This is a genomic window from Reichenbachiella sp. MSK19-1 (assembly GCF_003590315.1).
Classification (GTDB): domain Bacteria; phylum Bacteroidota; class Bacteroidia; order Cytophagales; family Cyclobacteriaceae; genus Reichenbachiella; species Reichenbachiella agariperforans.
In genome coordinates this window covers 454,862-473,969 of sequence record NZ_MIER01000002.1, presented here as the reverse complement: position 1 = coordinate 473,969, position 19,108 = coordinate 454,862, and the positions used below count along the sequence as shown (strand labels likewise).

Here is a 19,108-nt window from a genome sequence, read left to right as displayed (position 1 = left end):
GAAAAGGAAGCAACTCCTGATCTATATTCACCTAAAACCAAAAACCATGTTAACTGTATTCCTGATTTTTTCTCTTACCATTGTTACTATTTCATACCTCAGGTATAAAGCCATCTTAACTAAGCATCATAGCACAGAATAAAATCTACTTTTAATGGTAGTATACGTACCTCTTATCAAATGATACTGATTCAAGATCGCATTGATATATTTACAGTTTTTTACTCCACACCGTACGTAATTTTATAGTTGAATTGTATTAATATTGTAGCAGAAGAATTTTGACCACCACTATTACGAAAATTCTTAAAACAACATTATGCAAATATTAGATATTCTTGCCCTGTTCATATTCCTCGCAGGGGTTTTTATCTACATCAACACCTACTACCTAAAGCTCCCATCTTCTGTTGGGCTAATGATTTTGGCTTTGGGGTTGTCGCTTGCAATGTTGGTACTCAACGAATTAATCCCTGAATTCAAATTAGGAACGGAGCGAATTCTGAAGGACTATGACTATCATGAAGTCCTCTATCAACTGGTTCTTAGCTTTATGCTTTTCGCTGGAGCACTACAGATTGATTTCAAAAAACTTGCCGAAGAACGCACCCCAGTACTCATTCTGGCACTAGTTGGTGTCATTATTTCCACTACAGTCGTTGGTATAGGTGTATTTTATTTACTACAATGGATAGGTCTTGACCTAGACATCATGTACTGCTTGGTATTTGGGGCACTTATCTCTCCTACCGATCCAATCGCCGTTACATCTACGATCAGAAAATATAACTTATCCAAAAATCTAGAAACCCGTATCGCAGGCGAATCCTTATTCAATGACGGTATTGCGGTAGTTGTCGCTTTGACCCTGTTAGATTTAGCACACTCTACAGAGGATCACTATATTGGAATCGTTGACATACTATGGGTATTTGGTACTGATATCGTTGGAGGAATCGTGATTGGTTTGTTCTTAGGCTACTTAGGTTACCGATTACTCAAATACATCGACAATGACGAAGTAGAAGTAGAGGTATTGATGACGCTTGCCTTGGTCATGGCAGGAACTCAACTCGCCGAATTCACGCATGTATCGGCTAAGCAAGCGGTCGTAATCATGGGTTTAGTGATTGGAAATGAAGGAAAAAGTGGTCATGTCACGAGTGCTGCAGGCGATTACGTATTCAAATTTTGGTATCTAATAGAGGAGACACTCAATGCTATGCTCTTTGTACTTATTGGTTTGGAGATGTTGATCATACCTCTAAGATTTGACTACTTCGCTGCGGGGCTATTTGCTTTCATCATCGTTCTATTTGCTAGGTATGTTAGCGTCGGTATTCCTATCTCTGCTATGAGTACTTTTAGAAAGATGGAAGGCAATTCTATCAATGTACTGGCGTGGGGCGGATTGCGAGGCGGGATCCCCATCGCTCTATCACTGTCGCTACCAGAATTCGAAGGAAAAGAAGTGCTGATTACCATGACCTATACCGTAGTGGTCTGTTCTGTGCTTTATCAAGGATTGACTGTACCTTATTTGATGAGACTAACATTCAACAAAAAGGAAGGTTAAGCGTTTTCACACGAAATATACAATCTCACCAACTGTCGCTGGTGAGATTTTTTTTTGTTTTAATAAAAATCTGAATAAACATAAGTTCTAAATATATCCATTAGCTACTATCATTGCACAAACAGTAGAAATGAAAATTCATCAGTCTCTTACCCTTATTGCATTCCTAGTAGTGATCTTCTCATGCGAATCACCAGAGAAGAAACAAACAGCTACCTCTCCGCGCAAAAAGCAAATCAGCAAAATAACCTCCCCCAAAAACAACAGCCGTTTTCATCTAAAAGACACTGTTACTTTTGATTTTTCGATGGAGGATACGAGTATTTCGATTGACTCTATTATAGCCACCTCGGATCGAAAAACCTTGTTTACATCCAAAAACAAAAGTAGAGCGACATGGGGATCAGACAACTTCAAGACTGGAACACACTCCATCATACTTACGCTACACCTAAGTAACCAAACTATTGAACGTCAAATTGTCAACCTGACATTCTTAGCAGATTCCGCACCAGAACAACTCTCATACCACGTAATCAATAGCTACCCACATGACCCGAAAGCATACACTCAGGGACTAACACAGGAAGAAGGCGCACTTTATGAAAGTACAGGACAAAAAGGAGCCTCTAGCCTCCGAAAGGTTGATTTAAAAACAGGAAAGACACTTCAAAACAAAGAACTGGAATACCAGTATTTTGGAGAGGGGATTACTATAAAAGGAGACAGCATGTACATGCTAACCTGGCAAGCTAAACAAGGATTCATCTTTAACAAAAAGGATTTCGAAATGCTCGGCACATTCCATTACAATACTGAAGGTTGGGGTCTTGCTACGCTGAACTCCGATACTTTACTGATGAGCGATGGCTCGCACCGGATATACTTCAAAGACCCCAATGGGTTTTCAGATCTCAAAATACTGGAAGTATATGATCATAAAGGTAAAATCGATTACTTAAATGAATTAGAATATATCAATGGAAAAATCTATGCCAATAGATACCAAACTGACAATATCTACATCATTGATCCTCATTCTGGAAAAGCAGAAGCTGTACTTAACCTATCTGGCATATTACAGAACCAAGACATTAATCAAGAGATTGATGTATTAAACGGAATTGCTTTCAATCCTTTAAACAAAACGTATTATATTACTGGCAAATGGTGGCCAAAACTATTTGAAATTAAAATCATTAATCAACAGCAAGAACCCATATGAACTTAGAAGAGACAACCCAAAAAGTAGCTTCTTTAGCAGATAAAAAAAGTGGGAGTATTGGTAAAAAAATCAAATTTAGGTTTGATGAGGGGGTGATTTTTCTTGATGATAGTTCCAATCCGACACAGGTTACCAACAATGATGACTATGCTGACTGCACAGTCAAATTAACTCTTGAAAACTTCAATAAGTTAATGAATGGAGAAATGAATGCCATGGGGGCATTTATGATGGGGAAGATTAAAGTAGAAGGAGACATTAGTATAGCCACTAAGCTATCTAACTTGTTTTAAACAAGCTCTCTCTCTTTAACTATCTCTGACGCTCATTGACTAATTAAGCAACATTAAAACGTTTGATGAAATTAGTGTTTCATTTAAAACTAACATTTGTTAGTTTTAAATGAATTCTGTATTATCTAAAGCTTAGAGATTATCAAGAAGTCAAAAAAACAGATCATCATTGAAGAGGCCGCACGCCTATTTCGAGAGAAAGGATACGTGGCGACCACCATGCGAGACCTAGCATCAGAAGTCGGCATGGAGGCAGCTAGCCTATACAATCATATCAAATCAAAAGAAGAAATTCTCAACGAAATATGCTTTTCGCTAGCGAATACTTATAGTGACAAAATGGATGAAGTGTATCCTTCGGACAACACTCCCATAGAAAAAGTCAAGAAACTCATCGCTCTCCATATCCAAATCAACTCCATGAGTTCTCCTCTAGCAACTGTAATGAATGATGAATGGCGTCACCTAACAGAACCCTGCAAATCGCAATTCTTAGATATGAGAAAAAGGTACGAATACCTATTTACAGAAATCATCCAACAAGGAGTAAAACGAGGTGAAATCAAGGCAGTAGACCCTAGAATTGCTCTCTACACACTACTATCATCCGTTCGATGGCTTCAACACTGGTATCATGCCAACCGAGACCTAGACGTAAACGACATCAAAGAAAACATTATGGAAATGTTTTTGACTGGACTAGTTGCAGATCAATATGAATGGAAGCCTTAAACATACCATCAACGACAAAGTAGCCACCATTACTTTTCATCATCCTAAAGCAAATGCTCTCCCTGGCACACTATTAGCAAAACTGGCTATAGCAATCCAAGCCGTCGATGACAATAAGGATGTATCCGTCATTGTGATCCGTAGTGAAGGAGGCGGCACTTTCTGCGCTGGCGCCAGTTTTGACGAGCTTTTGTCACTTACCAATGAAACGGAAGGAAAAGTATTCTTCCAAGGATTTGCGCAAGTGATCAATGCCATGCGAAAGAGTCCCAAAATTATCCTTGCTCGCATACAAGGAAAAACCATCGGGGGTGGTGTTGGACTCGTGAGTTCAGCAGACTACGCCTTTGCTACAGAAGCAGCAGCCATCAAGTTAAGCGAGCTCGCTATAGGTATTGGTCCGTTTGTCATTGAGCCTGCGGTAACTCGAAAAATCGGAATTTCATCTTTTTCTGCTCTTGCCCTAAACCCAACGATCTGGAAAGACGCCCAATGGGCGATGAATGCAGGGTTATACCACGACCTATCCACCAGTATAGACGAGATGGATCAAAAAATAGATGCATTCGCTACTAACCTATCCAACTACAACCCAGAAGCTCTCCTTGCAATTAAACAAACGCTCTGGAAAAACACCGAAAACTGGGATGAGTTACTGTCATCCAGAGCTGAAATTAGTGGGCGTTTAGCACTATCCCCACAAACACAACGTGCACTCAAAAAATTTAAATCCACATAAATCTCATTCCTCTATTTTTTGCCGATATTAGATGAATCATTTTTGATTCCTTAAACAACCTATCATGTCACGTCTCCCCATCATTCTTCTTATAATAATCTATACCTATTCTTTTCAATCTGTAGGTCAAAAAGCGACAGCTGATGAAATCGAACTGATATTGGAAAGACATAATTTTTGGCGAGCTGATGTAGGTGTTGGTGAGATCAAATATTCAGAAGAACTAGCAGAAGTCGCCAATAAGTGGGCTATAGAACTCAAAAAGCAAGATTGTGCTTTCAAACACAGCAGAAATTCATTTGGAGAAAACCTCTTCAAAGGGACTGTAGGCTACTATACTGCAGGAGATGCCATAGACGCATGGGGAAACGAAAAAGCAAACTACAACTATAGCAAAAACACCTGCGATGCGAACAAAGTCTGTGGCCACTATACACAGATAGTCTGGAAGAACACCACTGAAGTCGGATGTGCTAAAGTAATCTGCAATGGCAATGTCACATGGGTATGTAATTACAACCCTCCTGGGAATTTCGTAGGAGAAAAACCCTACTAGGCAACTTTATTGGTCTTCAAGTAGGCTTGCCACTCTTTGCGCATCTCTCCCATAGAATTTCTGAGAAACATAACATAAGTAGGCCTATAGGGAGCTTTTTTCAGAGACATCCCTACCTGATCCAAACTCTTGTCTCCTTTCTTAGCATTACATTTTTTGCAGGCTGTCACGAGATTGTTCCACATCGATCTCCCACCCTTAGAGCGAGGTATCAGATGGTCTAAAGTAAGATCCTGTTCCGATCCACAATATTGGCACTGGTTGTTATCTCTTCTAAACAGATTCTGTCTACTAAGCACCACGCCTCTAAATGGCACGTTGATATAGCGGTTGATCTTGATGACAGTAGGTCGCTCAAATGATTGATTCACCGTTCTCAGTTTAAACTCCTGATCCGACTCTACCAACTCAGCCTTGTCTAAGAACACCAATAGAAAAGCACGATGGACTGAGCAGATAGCCATCGGAGTATAATCTTGATTGAGTATAAGAACCTTACCATTCATATCAGAATCATTTACAATTAATTGATTTGCAATATATTAATTGTAATATAAAGAGCTTTCTCCTCTAATACCAATAGATCAGTTCAAAGCTCAAGGCTTCTATGCTTCTCTTAGGATTCTTCTAAATACAGCAGAAGCGTCAATATTTTCATGATTTGACAAACGTCTCACGGCTCCTTCATTGATCCCCATCCAAACGTTCTTCTCCAGTAGGATATATACTCGATCTTGTAGCTCATCCACTGCTATATCTCCTGGCAACAAGGAATCAATACCATCCACCTTCTTTCCTACACTCTTTTGTTCTACAGCCTTACGAGGGAGTTTAAATCCACACAGCTTGAATACCTGCTGTACAAATCCAGCTGAGTCGATACCAAATGGAGTTTTGCCTCCTGGCAAATAAGGTGCGTTATCGTACTTCTTGATCTCTTCTTTAAGAAAATCAAAATCACGACGCTGAGACAGGCTTTTTGATGAACCATTATAGGCGATTTGCTCTTCGAGTTTGAATAGCTCGTTGGTGGAAATGGGCAGTATACTACCCAGAACGATATGAACTTTTTTCTTCTGAAAAAAAATCGTCGCACTCAGATCAGTACATACTTTGTAGTCTGATAGATTGATTTGCTTAAAATACTCTTGACTAATAGCCGAATGTTGATCCTGATGAATCCAGCCTTTGGAATGATCAAAATGCACCTCTATTTCTAACCACTCCCCTTCTTGTCTGAGTACCTGATAGTGCTCACCAAAGAGGAGTTGGGACAGCATGATGGCTTCATGCGAAGCATTGGCTCTCATAGGCACCACTGCCAATCGACAAATGCCTTTCGGATATTGATCCATTGTTAATAATTGTTACGTTCCAGCTCTCTTTTAACATCCTTCTCCTTAATGCTGCCTCGCTTATCATGTATTTTTTTACCCTTTGCCAATGCTATCTCGATTTTAGCATAGCCTCTGGCATTGACGAACAGCCGCAATGGGATCAACGTCAATCCCTTTTCTTGGGACTTTGTTTCTATTTTCTCTATTTCACTTTTATTGAGCAACAGTTTCTTTTCTCTGAGGGGATCATGATTATAAACCGTCCCCTGCTCATACACCGAGACATGCATCCCTTTGATGAACATCTCTCCCTTCCCCACATAACAATAAGCCTCTTGCAAACTAGCCTTCCCCTCTTTGATGGACTTGATTTCAGTCCCCTTGAGCACCAGACCCGCCACATAGGTGTCTATAAATTCATATTCGTATCGCGCTTTCTTGTTTCGAATATTGACATCATTGGAAAATCTTTTTTTGCTCATCTTGTGATATTAAAGTTATGAGATTTGAAATCTTATGCAATCAAATGCAGAATAAATACCTATTAATAAGTAGACTAAAATTTTAGTCTAGGCATCGGTGACACATTCATAGTTGCCGTGTCATTTTGCTGACTCTGATAGTAAGCCGTCATGGCTATCATCGCAGCATTGTCTGTACAATACTCGAACTTAGGGATGAAGACCTGCCACCCGTTCTGTTCGCCCATCGCTATCAAGGTCTGTCTCAGTTCACTGTTGGCAGACACTCCCCCAGCTATCGCGATATTACTAATCCCTTCCCGCTGTGCTGCTAACACCAACTTATCGGTCAGCATCCCGATGAGATGTTTCTGAATACTAGCCGCCAGATCATGCTTATTTTCTTCTACGAAACCAGTATTCTTCTGTGACTGATTTTGGGTAAAATATAGAAAGGAGGTTTTGATCCCGCTAAATGAATAATCCAGATCAGGCATATCAGTCTTCGAAAACTCAAACCGATCCGCATCCCCCTCCTTCGCTAACTTATCAATAATAGGCCCTCCTGGGTACGGTATCCCCATGATTTTAGCGCATTTGTCAAATGCCTCACCTACCGCATCATCTTTGGTCTGTCCCAGTACAGTCATATCGAGATAGTCGTCCACTCTTACAATCTGCGTATGCCCACCACTGACTGTGAGACACAAAAACGGAAAGGCAGGTTTTGGATTTTCGATAAAATGAGCCAAAATATGTGCCTTCATGTGATTAACCGCTATCAATGGCACTTTCAACCCTAACGCCAGCGATTTAGCAAAAGAAGCCCCTACCAACAATGCACCGAGCAGACCAGGCCCCTGAGTGAACGCAACTGCTGTTAGATCTGCCTTAGTCACTCCTGCTCTCTCCAGAGCTTCCATCACAACAGGCGCTATCGCCTGCTGATGCGCACGTGAGGCCAATTCCGGCACCACTCCGCCATATTTGCTATGGATCTGCTGCGTAGCGATCACATTGCTCTTGATCACGCCACCTATACAAACTGCGGCAGAAGTCTCATCACAAGACGACTCTATCGCCAATATAACTTCACTCATATTTATTCAAAATTCGATTTATCAAACCCTACTAGGCAAGACAGAAAAACTAAGAAGCAAAGTTGTCCATAAAATCTATCTAATCAAGGACTAGACTTTAAAATAGGTACTGTTATTGTTTTGCTAAATCAAAGTACATTTGCAGCAGATTCGAAATGGCAAAAAAACACAATGTACAACGCGGGGTTATATTCCACAGAATCACGAATGTGTTGCTGTGGATTCCCATTGTAATCCTCTCAGTACTTTTGGTGTCATTTGCTTTTTTCCAAGTCCCTACAGTACAGACCAAATTCATCAACTCACTGTTCGACCAAGTGTCCCTCCGTACAGACTATAAAATCACTGTGGGACACACTAACCTAACCTCTTTTGACAAGATGCATTTGGAAGACATCCGAATCTTCGAAAAAGCTACTGACAGCACGTTGATCAGTGCAAAATCTGCCCAAATCGATCTTAAAATATTCGATCTCCTGTTCAGAAAGCAGCTCAATGCTGATATTCTAGAATTAGAATCTCCATTTGTTCATTTGATCAAAAAAAATGACTCTACAGATGTCAATATTAACGTTTTCATCAACCAGCTCAAGACGCTCCTAAAGAAAGACTACCCCCAACAAAAAAAGCTATCTGCATCTATAGAACGTGTCGAGATAAGTAATGGGACCTTCTCTTTCAATGACCAGCGCAGAGACAGCATCCAAACTGGCAAAGACTACTATCACTTTCAGTATAAACAACTACTCTCAACCATCAGTAATTTCACCTTGTCGAGTGATAGTATAGCCATGGAGGTAGACCGCATGAAAACGAATGATCCTACTGGTCAACTTTCCGTGCAGTCGTTCTTTGGCAAAATAGCCTATACCCCAAATAGCCTCTCGATCTACAACTTCCTACTGAATACGAAGGACAGTCAGATAGGTGATTCAATAGTATTTAACTACAGCCACCCTTCTGATTTCTCCCAGTTTGTCGACAAAATCAAATTCCATAGCCATTTAAAACGCAGCATCATTTCATTACATGAGTTAGCTCTTTTCAATCCAAACATCAGCCCTATCCACAAAACCATCAGTCTGTCTGGTGAAATATCAGGTAAAGTCAAGCGCCTCAAAGGCCAAGACCTAAACGTCCGCTTTGGCACCAAATCCCAACTAAGAGGGTCGGCCAGCTTCTATGGTCTACCGAATATCAAAGAGACCTTTATCGATCTCAAGATGAAACACTCTGTCGTCTTACCAGATGACATTTCTCCCTTCGTCAAAGAAACTTACCGAAATCAAATTCACAACCTAGGCACTACCCAATTCGATGCGAGTTTTTTGGGGTTTTTATCTGATTTTGTGGCTGACGGTGAGTTCTACACAGATGCAGGCAATATCACCACTGATCTCAATTTCAAAACCAATGACCAAGACATCCCGGCCTACACAGGTCAGCTGGCTTTCACTCAGTTTGATCTCAAAACACTGGATCCAGAAAGCAACTACCTCGGCGACATCACCATGCACGGCAGCATAACTGGCTCTGGACTTGATAAAAAGAATGCAAAATTTACGCTGAATGCCTTTATGGACTCTATTGCTGTGTACAACTACAACTACAAAAACATCACAACTCAAGGTCATTTTGCAAAAGAAATGTTCGACGGAGATCTCACGATCGCTGATCCTAATTTAGCCTTTTCAGGGCATCTGGATATAGACCTCCATGACAATGTCAACAAAATAGACATCACTGCGCAACTTGATTCTGTTCATGTACACAAGCTGGGGTTCATTGAAAAGCCTCTATCACTCTCTTCCAAAATTGACATCAACATGAAGGGGCTAAAAACCGACGAACTCAAAGGATATATTAACCTCTATGACAACCAAATCACCTTCGAGAACAAACCACTTGAAATCGACTCCATCAAGTTCCTCTCGACTACCATCGGCTCCCAGAGACTCATGCATATCGAGACGGAAGGTCTCACCGGAGAGATCAAGGGAGAGTATAAGAACAGCAAGCTATTTTCAAGCCTGTCCAACTTCGCCCAAGAACTCATGATGTATCTGAATCCTGACAGCGTCGAGATGAACAATTATTATAGACATAAACTACTCGAAGTTCCACTCGATCCTTTCGAAGCGGAGATCACGCTCAATCTTTGGGATTTGAACAAATTCATCACCCCATTTTATCCTAGTTTCAACTTATCCCCTAACGTCAAAATCGAAGGACGTTACCAACAGAACGCTACGACACAGCTGAGCCTATACACTACATTCGACACATTGGCCTTTGGCAAATCAACATTTACCGATAATGAATTGGACTTCAATATTTCTAAAGAAACGCATAACCGTGAAGTTTTGGCGTCAATGTATATACACAGCGACAACCAACTCTGGCCCAGTGACTACAGTTCAGAAAACCTCACAGTAGACGCAGTTTGGTTTCAAGACCAAATGGAGTTGTTCATGAATTTAGAACAAGAAAAATATGCAAACTACCTCGGCATTAACTCCTTGGTCAGTTTCGAATCTGATGAAGTAAAATTTGAATTAGCCCCCTCGAGTATCAAAATCTTAAATGAAAAATGGAAATGGGATGACGACAATTATGTGATCTACAAAGACGATACGTGGCAATTCTCGAACCTCAAACTATATAGTGATGAAGAATACATTAGTATCAATGGTAACTACTCCACCTTACCAGGCAATCAACTCGATATCAATATTCATGAGTTCAGTTTCGAAAACATACAATCGCTATTCGATACACAAATCACTGGCACGCTGGACGGCTCTATTCAAATCCAAAAAGGGATAGAAGAAGACCTCATAGAGAGCGATCTATTAGCCCAATCAGTGGCTGTAGAAGATTTTCTCATCGGAGATATCTATGCACTCTCTCACTGGGAAAATGCAGAAAACCGATTATCGGTTAGCTTAGACCTTATTCGTGAGGAACAAAAAAAGATAGAGATTGGTGGACACATCTATCCCTATAGCAAAACAGAACAACTCGATCTAATCGCACAATTCAGAAACACTGAATTGAAAATATTCGAAACATTCTTCAAGAATAACATCAGCGACCTGACTGGATATGCTGATGCAAAACTCACCCTAAAAGGTCTCCTCAACAAACCCGACATCAATGGTATCGCTAAGATTAATGACGGAGAAACAACTATTGACTATCTGCAAACCCGATACGGGTTCAATGGTGAAATTGTCTTTGACAACAATCAGATTGTACCACGCAACTTTGAGCTCAAAGACAGTGAGAGAAATACAGCTCAACTCTCAGGCTACCTCCTCCATACCGGACTCAGAGATATTCGTATGAATATTTCCGCAAACTTCAAACGATTCAAACTACTCAATACTAGCATCTTGGATAACGATGCCTACTATGGAACAGCATACGCGACGGGACAAATCAATTTTAGCGGTACGCCTGACAATATCGTCATTGTCGCTCAGGCTAAATCCGAACACGGGACCAAAATAGCCATTCCAATAGGTAGTCTCGGCCAATACGATATCGAACAACAGGAATACATCGAGTTTGTGGATTTATCCCAAGAAGACACCCAAGAGGTTGTCGAAAAAGCAATCACTGAGACGATCAACAAGATCAAAGGGATACAACTGCAGTTTGACATAGAGATGACACCAGACGCCTACATAGAACTCATCTTTGATGTCAAATCAGGGGACATTATCAGAGGACGTGGCAATGGAAACATCAAACTGCAAATCAATTCGGACGGAGATTTCAATATGTTTGGGGATTACGAAATTGAAGAAGGGGGCTACAATTTTACGCTCTACAACATCATCAACAAAGAGTTTAACATCCAAAAAGGAAGTACCATATCTTGGTATGGCAACCCCTACGAGGCACAACTAGGCATACGAGCCAGGTATCGACAAATCACCTCGATCACACCGCTTCTACAGCCCTTCCTAGACGATGAACAGATTAACTCACCCGAAGCACGACGCAAGTACCCCTCGATAGTAAAGCTAAATCTCAAAGGTGATCTCATGTCTCCTCAAATCAAATTCGGAATCGACATAGAAGACTACCCAGAACATATTGCAGTAGTCAGTGAAGGTATCACGACTCGGTATAATCTAGAAAGTATCATCAGTGCCTTTAAAACCAAAATAGCTAGTAACGAACAAGAAATGAACCGTCAGGTTTTTAGTCTACTAATCCTTCGAAAATTCTCTCCAGAAAACAGTTTTGAGGTTAATTCAGCAACCATCGGTAGTAGTTTAAGTGAGTTCGTCTCAAACCAGCTTAGCTACTGGGCTACACAGGTAGATGAAAATCTAGAGATCGATGTAGACTTAGCAGGTCTAGGTGATGACGCATTCAACACATTCCAACTACGGCTATCCTATACATTTTTGGACGGACGATTACGCGTGACCAGAGGTGGTAGCCTACCTAATGAACAGACCAAAAATGACATGTCTACGATCATTGGAGACTGGACGGTAGAATACCTACTCACTGACGATGGTAGACTTAGAGTCAAAATGTACAGTCGATCAGACCTCAATGACATCAACCAACAAACAGGTCAAAATGGTATCGAAACAGGGTTTAGTCTACAGTATGTAAGAAGCTTTGACGAGTTAAGTCAAATACTCAGAGATAGTCGGGACAAAAACAAAAAGCCAGAGCCTGCTCCCAAAGTAAAACCTAAGTCTGAAGGAACTAAGGAAGATGAAATCATCCTTTGATCCAGCATAGTCTTAGCTTGCTTTAAATAATCCACCCCTACATACTTTTCTCGTTGATAAAATGACACATAATCTATGGTTATGACTATTTTTGTTTCCATAGGTCGCCTTATCGCTGCTGCCGTATGGCAGGAGAGGAAAGTCCGGGCAACGTAGAGCATCGTACTTCCTAACGGGAAGTCTTAGATGAAAATCTGGGAAGAAAGTGCAACAGAGAGTATACCGCCTTGAGCTAAGCTGTCGTCAGACAGACTAGTCGAAGGGTAAGGGTGAAAGGGTGAGGTAAGAGCTCACCGGTTCTGCAGTGATGCAGATCGCATGGTAAACCTTACGAGTTGAAAGATCAAATAGGTCCTGTCAGGAGCTGCTCGCTCCACTCTCTTCGGAGAAAACAGGATGGGTAGATTGATAGATTTTGGCAGTAATGTCAAGGCTAGATAAATGATAAGGGTCTCGATTCGTCGAGATACAGAACCCGGCTTATAGACCTATTATTAACTTAAACACTTATGGCAAAAAGAATTTTGATTATTGACGATGAAAAAAGCATCCGTCACACGCTCAAAGAAATCTTAGAATACGAAAACTATGAAATCGATGAAGCTGAAAATGGTCTAGAAGCTCTCAAGATGCTGGAAAGTGCCGAATATGATGCAGCACTATGCGACATCAAAATGCCAGAAATGGACGGTCTAGAACTCCTTGAAAAAGCCAAAGAACTTGATCATTCCCCTCAGTTCATCATGATATCCGCGCACGGCACTATAGAGACAGCCGTCGAAGCGACCAAAAAAGGAGCCTACGATTTCATCCAAAAACCACCAGATCTCAACCGTCTTTTGGTGACCATCAAAAACGCCCTAGATAAATCTAATCTAATACAAGAAACCAAAACCCTGCGCAAAAAAGTCTCCAGCTCCATGCAGATTGTAGGACAGTCTACCGCTCTAGATGAGATCAAAGAGACAATCCAAAAAGTAGCTCCAACCGAGGCTCGCGTGCTTATTACCGGAGCAAACGGGACAGGTAAAGAACTAGTAGCCAATGCACTGCACAAGTTAAGTGGAAGATCTAAAAATCCTCTCATAGAAGTCAACTGTGCCGCTATTCCATCAGAACTAATTGAGAGTGAATTATTCGGACATGAAAAGGGATCGTTTACCTCTGCTGTGAAACAACGCATTGGCAAGTTCGAGCAAGCAGACAAGGGCACTTTATTTCTCGATGAAATTGGGGACATGAGTCTATCTGCTCAGGCAAAAGTACTTCGCGCCTTACAAGAGAATAAAATCACACGTGTAGGGGGAGAAAAAGAGATTAAGGTCAACGTAAGAATTCTTGCAGCTACCAACAAAGACCTCAAAAAAGAAATAGCCGAAAACAGGTTTAGAGAAGACCTATATCATCGCCTAAGTGTTATAGTTATAAAAGTACCAGCACTAAAAGACCGCACAGATGATATCCCGTTATTGGTGGACAAATTCTTAGTAGATATCGCCGATAGCCACGGTACTAGCCCCAAAAGCATGACTGATGAAGCTATAGTATTGCTTCAAAAAGGAGAATGGACAGGCAATATTAGAGAATTAAGAAATGTAGTAGAGCGCCTAGTCATTATGAGTGATCAAGAAATCACAGCAATGCACGTAAAAAAATATGCGGATATACAATAAGTATATCCGCATATATATCTTCAAGGTCTGATAATATTATTTAGACAATTCCGAATTTTCCGTATCTACTTTTGCATATGTAGGACATGTTCTTTGCGTGCATGCACTCATTGCAAAAATTGCTAAGGCCAGTATTAGTGCTTTGATTTTCATATTTTATTCTTTATCAATTACCTGCGACATTTTAAAGCTTAAATATATATAAAAAAATACATTTTAGTCAAAAGCCAAATTGCTATTCGACACTTCTTTTGATAATAAACGGCTAGACCACTAGCAAATTGCACCCACGTATTTCTGAATTGTCAATACGCCCCAAAACTTCAAAACTACCATCGGCATAACATCTACCTAAATCCTTCGTCTCTATGAATGCACAACTATGAATATTGGCTAAATCTATAATATTCAACCCTCCTGTACCACCAGTTCTAACAATTGAAAATGGGTCATTGATATCTCTCACCATGACGCGCATACTATCCGCTGGATAATACCGACTCCCTCCTCTGGAATAAGCTTGTGATAACAACTCTGTCATTCCATATTCAGAATCGATACAAATTTCACCCAGCTGATCTTTCATGATATTATAAAACTCCTCCTTAGTCAATTCTTCTCTCCGTCCTTTCATACCACCTGTCTCTATGATCGTTAGTCCATCTAAAGGCTCTTTACACGCCTCGCACAAATCCAACAAGGCATATCCAACCCCAAACAAAATCACTTTACGTGAAGAATTCATGGCGTTAACTATATCTTGAACTAACTGATCATAGTTATTCAAATAATACCCTCCAGCAGAAGACCCAGACTCCTTCATCAAATAATCCACCATAGCAATCAACGAAGAATGCCCCTGCTCTTGATACGAAGGCAGTAGTGCAAATACTGTGTACTCACTAGGATCACCATAAAAGGCTGTAAATATGCGCCGTGCATTCTGCTCATAAAACGATAGGTTTTCAATCAAATGCCTACTTTTTCTCATTCCAGTAGTGCCACTACTATGAAAGTACTTTTCGGCATTCCACTGCCCCATTTTCACTTCATGGTACTTAAAAAACTCTATGGGCATAAAGGGTATTTCTTCAACTTTCTTTACAGAATCAACTGTTCGACCAATACCTTTTAGATACTGAGCATACACAGCGTTCTCTGCGCCTTGTGCACGAAACAATGCCAAAGAAAACTCTTCGAAATCACCTGCTATTCGTTTTAAAAATTCTTGTTTGAAACTATTTATCAGTCTCATAGGTTTAAAAAAGTATGGATTATGCAGCTAGAATTAGTGATGCATTGCTATTTTTATCCAAAGTAAAAGATTAAATGATCAGAGTGGAAGTTATAGGGAAGATAAAAGGGACTTTTGGTCTAATAATAGTCATCATTATAGGGCTGATGGTAGCCTGTGAAGAACCCGATCCTTTCCCAACCACACCTCATATTTCGTTCGAGGGGCTTCAATTTGTCGAGGTAGAACGTGAAGGGTTTCCAGATTCTCTTATTCTTTCATTCAATTTTGAAGATGGTGATGGTGATTTAGGTATCAGAGATTTTGAGACCAATGCCCCTTTTCATGATTTCGATTTTATTGTAGATGACAGTGGTAGAGCTGTTACACTGAATGCAACAGATGTCACCCCCCCATTCTACCAGCAAGTCCCTGGTTCATCCAATACCACTCTCTACAGTGAAGATGACAGCAGGCCTAGCTATAGCTGTGATGATTACGATACACTCAGGATCAACATGGATCGAGATACCTATATAGAACAAGGAGCTCCCGCTAATTTTCCAGGTAGTGATGATTACCACTTGGATACACTTTTTATAGTCAAGAACGAAAATCGATACAACATGCATGTCAGCTACTACTGGGATCGTGGCAATGGTTTCGAACTGCTGGACTGGGCTTATATTGTTAACGAATTTGGCTGTGGAGAAAGTTTCAATGGTAGGTTTCCTGTCTTAGACGAAGACAACATTGGCACATCCCTACAGGGTACAATCAAATACGCCATGATATCAAATGGCTTCATTATATCTTTAAGAAACTATCCTTTCAAATTGAAATTTTACGTACTAGACAGAAAGCTAAACAAAAGCAATGTGGTAGAATCTCCCGTTTTTACGATTCCTGAACTAATTTCCAGATCTTCAGATTAATATATCGAAGGATAGTTAACTGGATCAAACTCATTCATCACTGAATACGCCTTATCAAAGATTGCCTCTGCATTGGGTTTAGAGAAATAATCTCCGTCTGAACCATAGGCTGGTCTATGGTCTTTAGCCGTGATGGTAAGCGGAAGATTATCGATATACTGGTATGCCTTTTGCTCTTCAAGTACTTGTTGCAAAATATACGCAGAAGCTCCACCTGGCACATCTTCATCTGCCACTATGAGACGATTGGTTTTCTTGACTGACTCTACTATCGAGTGATTAACATCAAAAGGCAAAAGCGTCTGTGCATCTATTACCTCTAACTCCACACCATACTCTGCAAGCTGACTGGCGGCCTCCATTACGATTCGACACATCGATCCATAGGTCACCACGGTGATATCTCTACCTTCTCGTAGCACGTCAGGCTGTCCGATTGACACACAGTATTCACCGACATTATCAGGAAGTCGCTCCTTCAAACGGTAACCATTGAGGCTCTCGACAATTAACGCCGCATCGTCTGATTTCAACATCGTGTTATACATACCCGCAGCCTGCGTCATATTACGCGGCACCAATACATAGACCCCACGAATAGCATTGATAATCATCCCCATCGGAGAACCAGAGTGCCAAATACCCTCTAGTCTATGCCCACGAGTTCTAATAATCAATGGTGCACGCTGTCCGCCTTTAGTTCGGTAGCTCAGTGACGCTAAATCATCAGAAAGTGTCTGTATCGTGTACAACAAATAATCAAGGTATTGTATCTCGACAATAGGGCGCAAACCTCTTAGTGCTGCACCGATTCCTTGCCCAATAATAGACGTTTCTCGAATACCAGTATCCGTTACACGGATTTCACCATGCTTCTCCTGCAACCCTGCAAAACCTTGGTTGACATCCCCTATCTTTCCTACATCTTCACCGATAGCAAACACACGAGGATCATTCTCTAATGCTGCATCAAAACATGCTTGCATCACCTCACGACCGTCTACCATTTTGGATTGCTCGCTATATTCTGGGGCTACCGTTGGCACTTTGAGCGCTGAGTATTTGGTTTCACTATAAAGTACTGAACTATACTCGTCGTGTCTTTTTTGCTCTAATTCTTTGAGCCAAAAAATCAACATGTCACGACTTTTTGAGGGCTCTTCACGCACTAGTCTCAGTGCTTTTTTGCTAGCACGTGTAACGTCGAGTTTATTGATATTGAGTCCCTCTCTGAGGCTTTTGGCTATGGAGAGTAGTTTGTTTCTTGATCTACTACGGTCAGCCATCGAATCTATCACACTCACTGCCGTATCAATATCCTTTTGCAAAGAATCTCTGTATTCGTTCCATGCCGCGTTTCTAGCATTCTTAGCTAATTCACGACACTCATCCTCTATAACATCTAACTCTTGATCCGTTGCTATATTTTGATCTAATATCCACTGACGAAACTGCTTGTTACAGTCATATTGGTTTTCCCAGTCCAGCCTTTCTTTAGATTTGTATCTTTCGTGTGATCCTGATGTCGAATGCCCTTGTGGCTGGGTCATCTCCAACACATGCACCAATACTGGCACATGATCCTCTCTTGCTATTTTTTCAGCCTTCTCAAAAGTTTCTACCAGTGACACATAATCCCACCCGTTAACAGTTAGTATTTCTATCCCCTTGTTTTCAGCATCACGTTGAAAGCCTGCCATGGCTTTAGAAATACTGCTTTTAGTCGTTTGATATTTATTAGGTACTGAGATACCATATTCATCATCCCATACAGCCATGACTAACGGCACCTGAAGTACTCCCGCCGCATTCATAGTTTCAAAAAAATGCCCCTCTGCAGTAGAAGCATTACCTATGGTACCATAAGCCACTTCATTACCCTTCACAGAAAATTTGGTCGCAGTATGCAAAGCAGGGTTTTCTCTATACAACTTAGAAGCATAAGCAAAACCTAGCAGTCGAGGTACTTGAGCAGCAGTACAAGAAACATCCGACGCAGAATTCTTCATCTTCGTCAAGTCGTTCCACTCCCCGTCTTCGCGAATAGTTCGTGTTCCAAAATGGCCATTCATCATACGTCCTGCCGAAGCAGGCTCTGCATCTACATCAGTATGGGCGTATAGCTGAGCAAAGAATTGCTGAGAGGTCAGTTGGCCTATCGCCATCATGAAAGTCTGATCTCTGTAATAGCCAGATCTAAAATCTCCATTTCTAAACACCTTGGCCAATGCGATCTGTGCTAGTTCTTTACCATCACCGAAAATCCCAAATTTCGCCTTACCCATGAAAACTTCCTTTCGTCCGATATAACTTATCTCCCTACTCTCCATCGCTAGGCGATAATCTTCTAATATCTCTTTTTTAGTGGGCATTCGGTATGATGTTTTGACGGCTACTTTCACTTTAACACTTTTGATCCAAATATTCGTTTAGCACTGGAACTGGCAAAAATAAATAAACAGGGTCAGCTTTCAAATTCCTTTTACT

General features: G+C 40.9%; 15 protein-coding genes and 1 other RNA gene. 10 read left to right on the top strand and 6 right to left on the bottom strand.

Annotated elements, in window-relative coordinates; all coding sequences use genetic code 11:
* Nucleotides 1–319: 319 nt before the first annotated feature.
* From BGP76_RS02135 to BGP76_RS02110, 6 genes are all read left to right on the top strand, one after another.
* The gene (locus BGP76_RS02135) at nt 320–1,576 is read left to right on the top strand and encodes a sodium:proton antiporter (protein ID WP_073119712.1); all 1,257 of its coding nucleotides are present in this window, start codon (nt 320–322) and stop codon (nt 1,574–1,576) included.
* Nucleotides 1,577–1,706: 130 nt separating this feature from the next.
* Nucleotides 1,707–2,801 carry a glutaminyl-peptide cyclotransferase gene (locus BGP76_RS02130; protein WP_073119713.1) on the top strand — a complete coding sequence of 365 codons (1,095 nt, stop codon included), beginning with the start codon at nt 1,707–1,709 and terminating at the stop codon, nt 2,799–2,801.
* Nucleotides 2,798–3,094, top strand: a complete 297-nt coding sequence (locus tag BGP76_RS02125; RefSeq protein WP_073119715.1) for an SCP2 sterol-binding domain-containing protein — start codon at nt 2,798–2,800, stop codon at nt 3,092–3,094. Before BGP76_RS02130 ends, BGP76_RS02125 begins: the two co-directional genes overlap by 4 nt.
* A 138-nt stretch (nt 3,095–3,232) precedes the next feature.
* Nucleotides 3,233–3,826 carry a TetR/AcrR family transcriptional regulator gene (locus BGP76_RS02120; RefSeq protein ID WP_073120596.1) on the top strand — a complete coding sequence of 198 codons (594 nt, stop codon included), beginning with the start codon at nt 3,233–3,235 and terminating at the stop codon, nt 3,824–3,826.
* A complete protein-coding gene (locus BGP76_RS02115; protein ID WP_119843432.1) occupies nt 3,810–4,565 on the top strand; it encodes an enoyl-CoA hydratase/isomerase family protein in 756 nt (251 codons plus the stop codon). Before BGP76_RS02120 ends, BGP76_RS02115 begins: the two co-directional genes overlap by 17 nt.
* A 64-nt stretch (nt 4,566–4,629) precedes the next feature.
* A complete protein-coding gene (locus BGP76_RS02110; protein WP_119843431.1) occupies nt 4,630–5,121 on the top strand; it encodes a pathogenesis-related family 1 protein in 492 nt (163 codons plus the stop codon).
* Here BGP76_RS02110 and BGP76_RS02105 read toward each other — a convergent pair.
* The 4 genes from BGP76_RS02105 to tsaD all read right to left on the bottom strand — a co-directional run bounded on the left by BGP76_RS02105 (nt 5,118) and on the right by tsaD (nt 8,019).
* Entirely contained in the window at nt 5,118–5,627 is a 510-nt protein-coding gene (locus BGP76_RS02105) for an HNH endonuclease (protein ID WP_073119719.1), read from the bottom strand. The two genes, BGP76_RS02110 and BGP76_RS02105, sit on opposite strands and share 4 nt — an antisense overlap.
* Before the next feature lie 99 nt (nt 5,628–5,726).
* A complete protein-coding gene (locus BGP76_RS02100; protein ID WP_119843430.1) occupies nt 5,727–6,476 on the bottom strand; it encodes an NlpC/P60 family protein in 750 nt (249 codons plus the stop codon).
* A 2-nt stretch (nt 6,477–6,478) separates the two neighbouring features.
* A complete protein-coding gene (smpB, locus tag BGP76_RS02095) occupies nt 6,479–6,940 on the bottom strand; it encodes an SsrA-binding protein SmpB (protein ID WP_073119726.1) in 462 nt (153 codons plus the stop codon).
* A gap of 74 nt (nt 6,941–7,014) precedes the next feature.
* Complete coding sequence (gene tsaD, locus BGP76_RS02090; protein WP_119843429.1) at nt 7,015–8,019, bottom strand: tRNA (adenosine(37)-N6)-threonylcarbamoyltransferase complex transferase subunit TsaD; 1,005 nt, start codon at nt 8,017–8,019, stop codon at nt 7,015–7,017.
* 155 nt (nt 8,020–8,174) lie between these two features.
* Between tsaD and BGP76_RS02085 the strand changes: the two genes are divergently transcribed.
* From BGP76_RS02085 to BGP76_RS02075, 3 genes are all read left to right on the top strand, one after another.
* Complete coding sequence (locus BGP76_RS02085) at nt 8,175–12,779, top strand: translocation/assembly module TamB domain-containing protein (RefSeq protein WP_119843428.1); 4,605 nt, start codon at nt 8,175–8,177, stop codon at nt 12,777–12,779.
* 96 nt (nt 12,780–12,875) lie between these two features.
* Nucleotides 12,876–13,278, top strand: an RNA gene (gene rnpB, locus BGP76_RS02080) — RNase P RNA component class A.
* Nucleotides 13,279–13,288: 10 nt separating this feature from the next.
* Nucleotides 13,289–14,452, top strand: coding sequence for a sigma-54 dependent transcriptional regulator (locus BGP76_RS02075; protein WP_073119732.1), 1,164 nt, complete (start codon nt 13,289–13,291; stop codon nt 14,450–14,452).
* Between the two features lie 265 nt (nt 14,453–14,717).
* On the opposite strand, the gene BGP76_RS02070 is transcribed toward BGP76_RS02075, so the two are convergent.
* Complete coding sequence (locus BGP76_RS02070) at nt 14,718–15,707, bottom strand: acyl transferase (protein WP_119843427.1); 990 nt, start codon at nt 15,705–15,707, stop codon at nt 14,718–14,720.
* A 74-nt stretch (nt 15,708–15,781) separates the two neighbouring features.
* Here BGP76_RS02070 and BGP76_RS02065 point away from each other — a divergent pair, with 74 nt between their 5' ends.
* The gene (locus tag BGP76_RS02065) at nt 15,782–16,621 is read left to right on the top strand and encodes a hypothetical protein (RefSeq protein ID WP_119843426.1); all 840 of its coding nucleotides are present in this window, start codon (nt 15,782–15,784) and stop codon (nt 16,619–16,621) included.
* Here BGP76_RS02065 and BGP76_RS02060 read toward each other — a convergent pair.
* Entirely contained in the window at nt 16,618–18,993 is a 2,376-nt protein-coding gene (locus tag BGP76_RS02060; protein WP_119844304.1) for a thiamine pyrophosphate-dependent enzyme, read from the bottom strand. The genes BGP76_RS02065 and BGP76_RS02060 overlap by 4 nt on opposite strands.
* Between the last annotated feature and the right edge of the window lie 115 nt (nt 18,994–19,108).

Bases quoted from the DNA above. Each gene is read 5' to 3' on its own strand.
- BGP76_RS02135 (WP_073119712.1), top strand. From the start codon at position 320: ATGCAAATATTAGATATTCTTGCCCTGTTCATATTCCTCGCAGGGGTT.
- BGP76_RS02130 (WP_073119713.1), top strand. From the start codon at position 1,707: ATGAAAATTCATCAGTCTCTTACCCTTATTGCATTCCTAGTAGTGATC.
- BGP76_RS02125 (WP_073119715.1), top strand. From the start codon at position 2,798: ATGAACTTAGAAGAGACAACCCAAAAAGTAGCTTCTTTAGCAGATAAA.
- BGP76_RS02115 (WP_119843432.1), top strand. From the start codon at position 3,810: ATGAATGGAAGCCTTAAACATACCATCAACGACAAAGTAGCCACCATT.
- BGP76_RS02110 (WP_119843431.1), top strand. From the start codon at position 4,630: ATGTCACGTCTCCCCATCATTCTTCTTATAATAATCTATACCTATTCT.
- BGP76_RS02105 (WP_073119719.1), bottom strand. From the start codon at position 5,627: ATGAATGGTAAGGTTCTTATACTCAATCAAGATTATACTCCGATGGCT.
- BGP76_RS02100 (WP_119843430.1), bottom strand. From the start codon at position 6,476: ATGGATCAATATCCGAAAGGCATTTGTCGATTGGCAGTGGTGCCTATG.
- smpB (WP_073119726.1), bottom strand. From the start codon at position 6,940: ATGAGCAAAAAAAGATTTTCCAATGATGTCAATATTCGAAACAAGAAA.
- tsaD (WP_119843429.1), bottom strand. From the start codon at position 8,019: ATGAGTGAAGTTATATTGGCGATAGAGTCGTCTTGTGATGAGACTTCT.
- BGP76_RS02085 (WP_119843428.1), top strand. From the start codon at position 8,175: ATGGCAAAAAAACACAATGTACAACGCGGGGTTATATTCCACAGAATC.
- BGP76_RS02075 (WP_073119732.1), top strand. From the start codon at position 13,289: ATGGCAAAAAGAATTTTGATTATTGACGATGAAAAAAGCATCCGTCAC.
- BGP76_RS02070 (WP_119843427.1), bottom strand. From the start codon at position 15,707: ATGAGACTGATAAATAGTTTCAAACAAGAATTTTTAAAACGAATAGCA.
- BGP76_RS02065 (WP_119843426.1), top strand. From the start codon at position 15,782: ATGATCAGAGTGGAAGTTATAGGGAAGATAAAAGGGACTTTTGGTCTA.
- BGP76_RS02060 (WP_119844304.1), bottom strand. From the start codon at position 18,993: ATGCCCACTAAAAAAGAGATATTAGAAGATTATCGCCTAGCGATGGAG.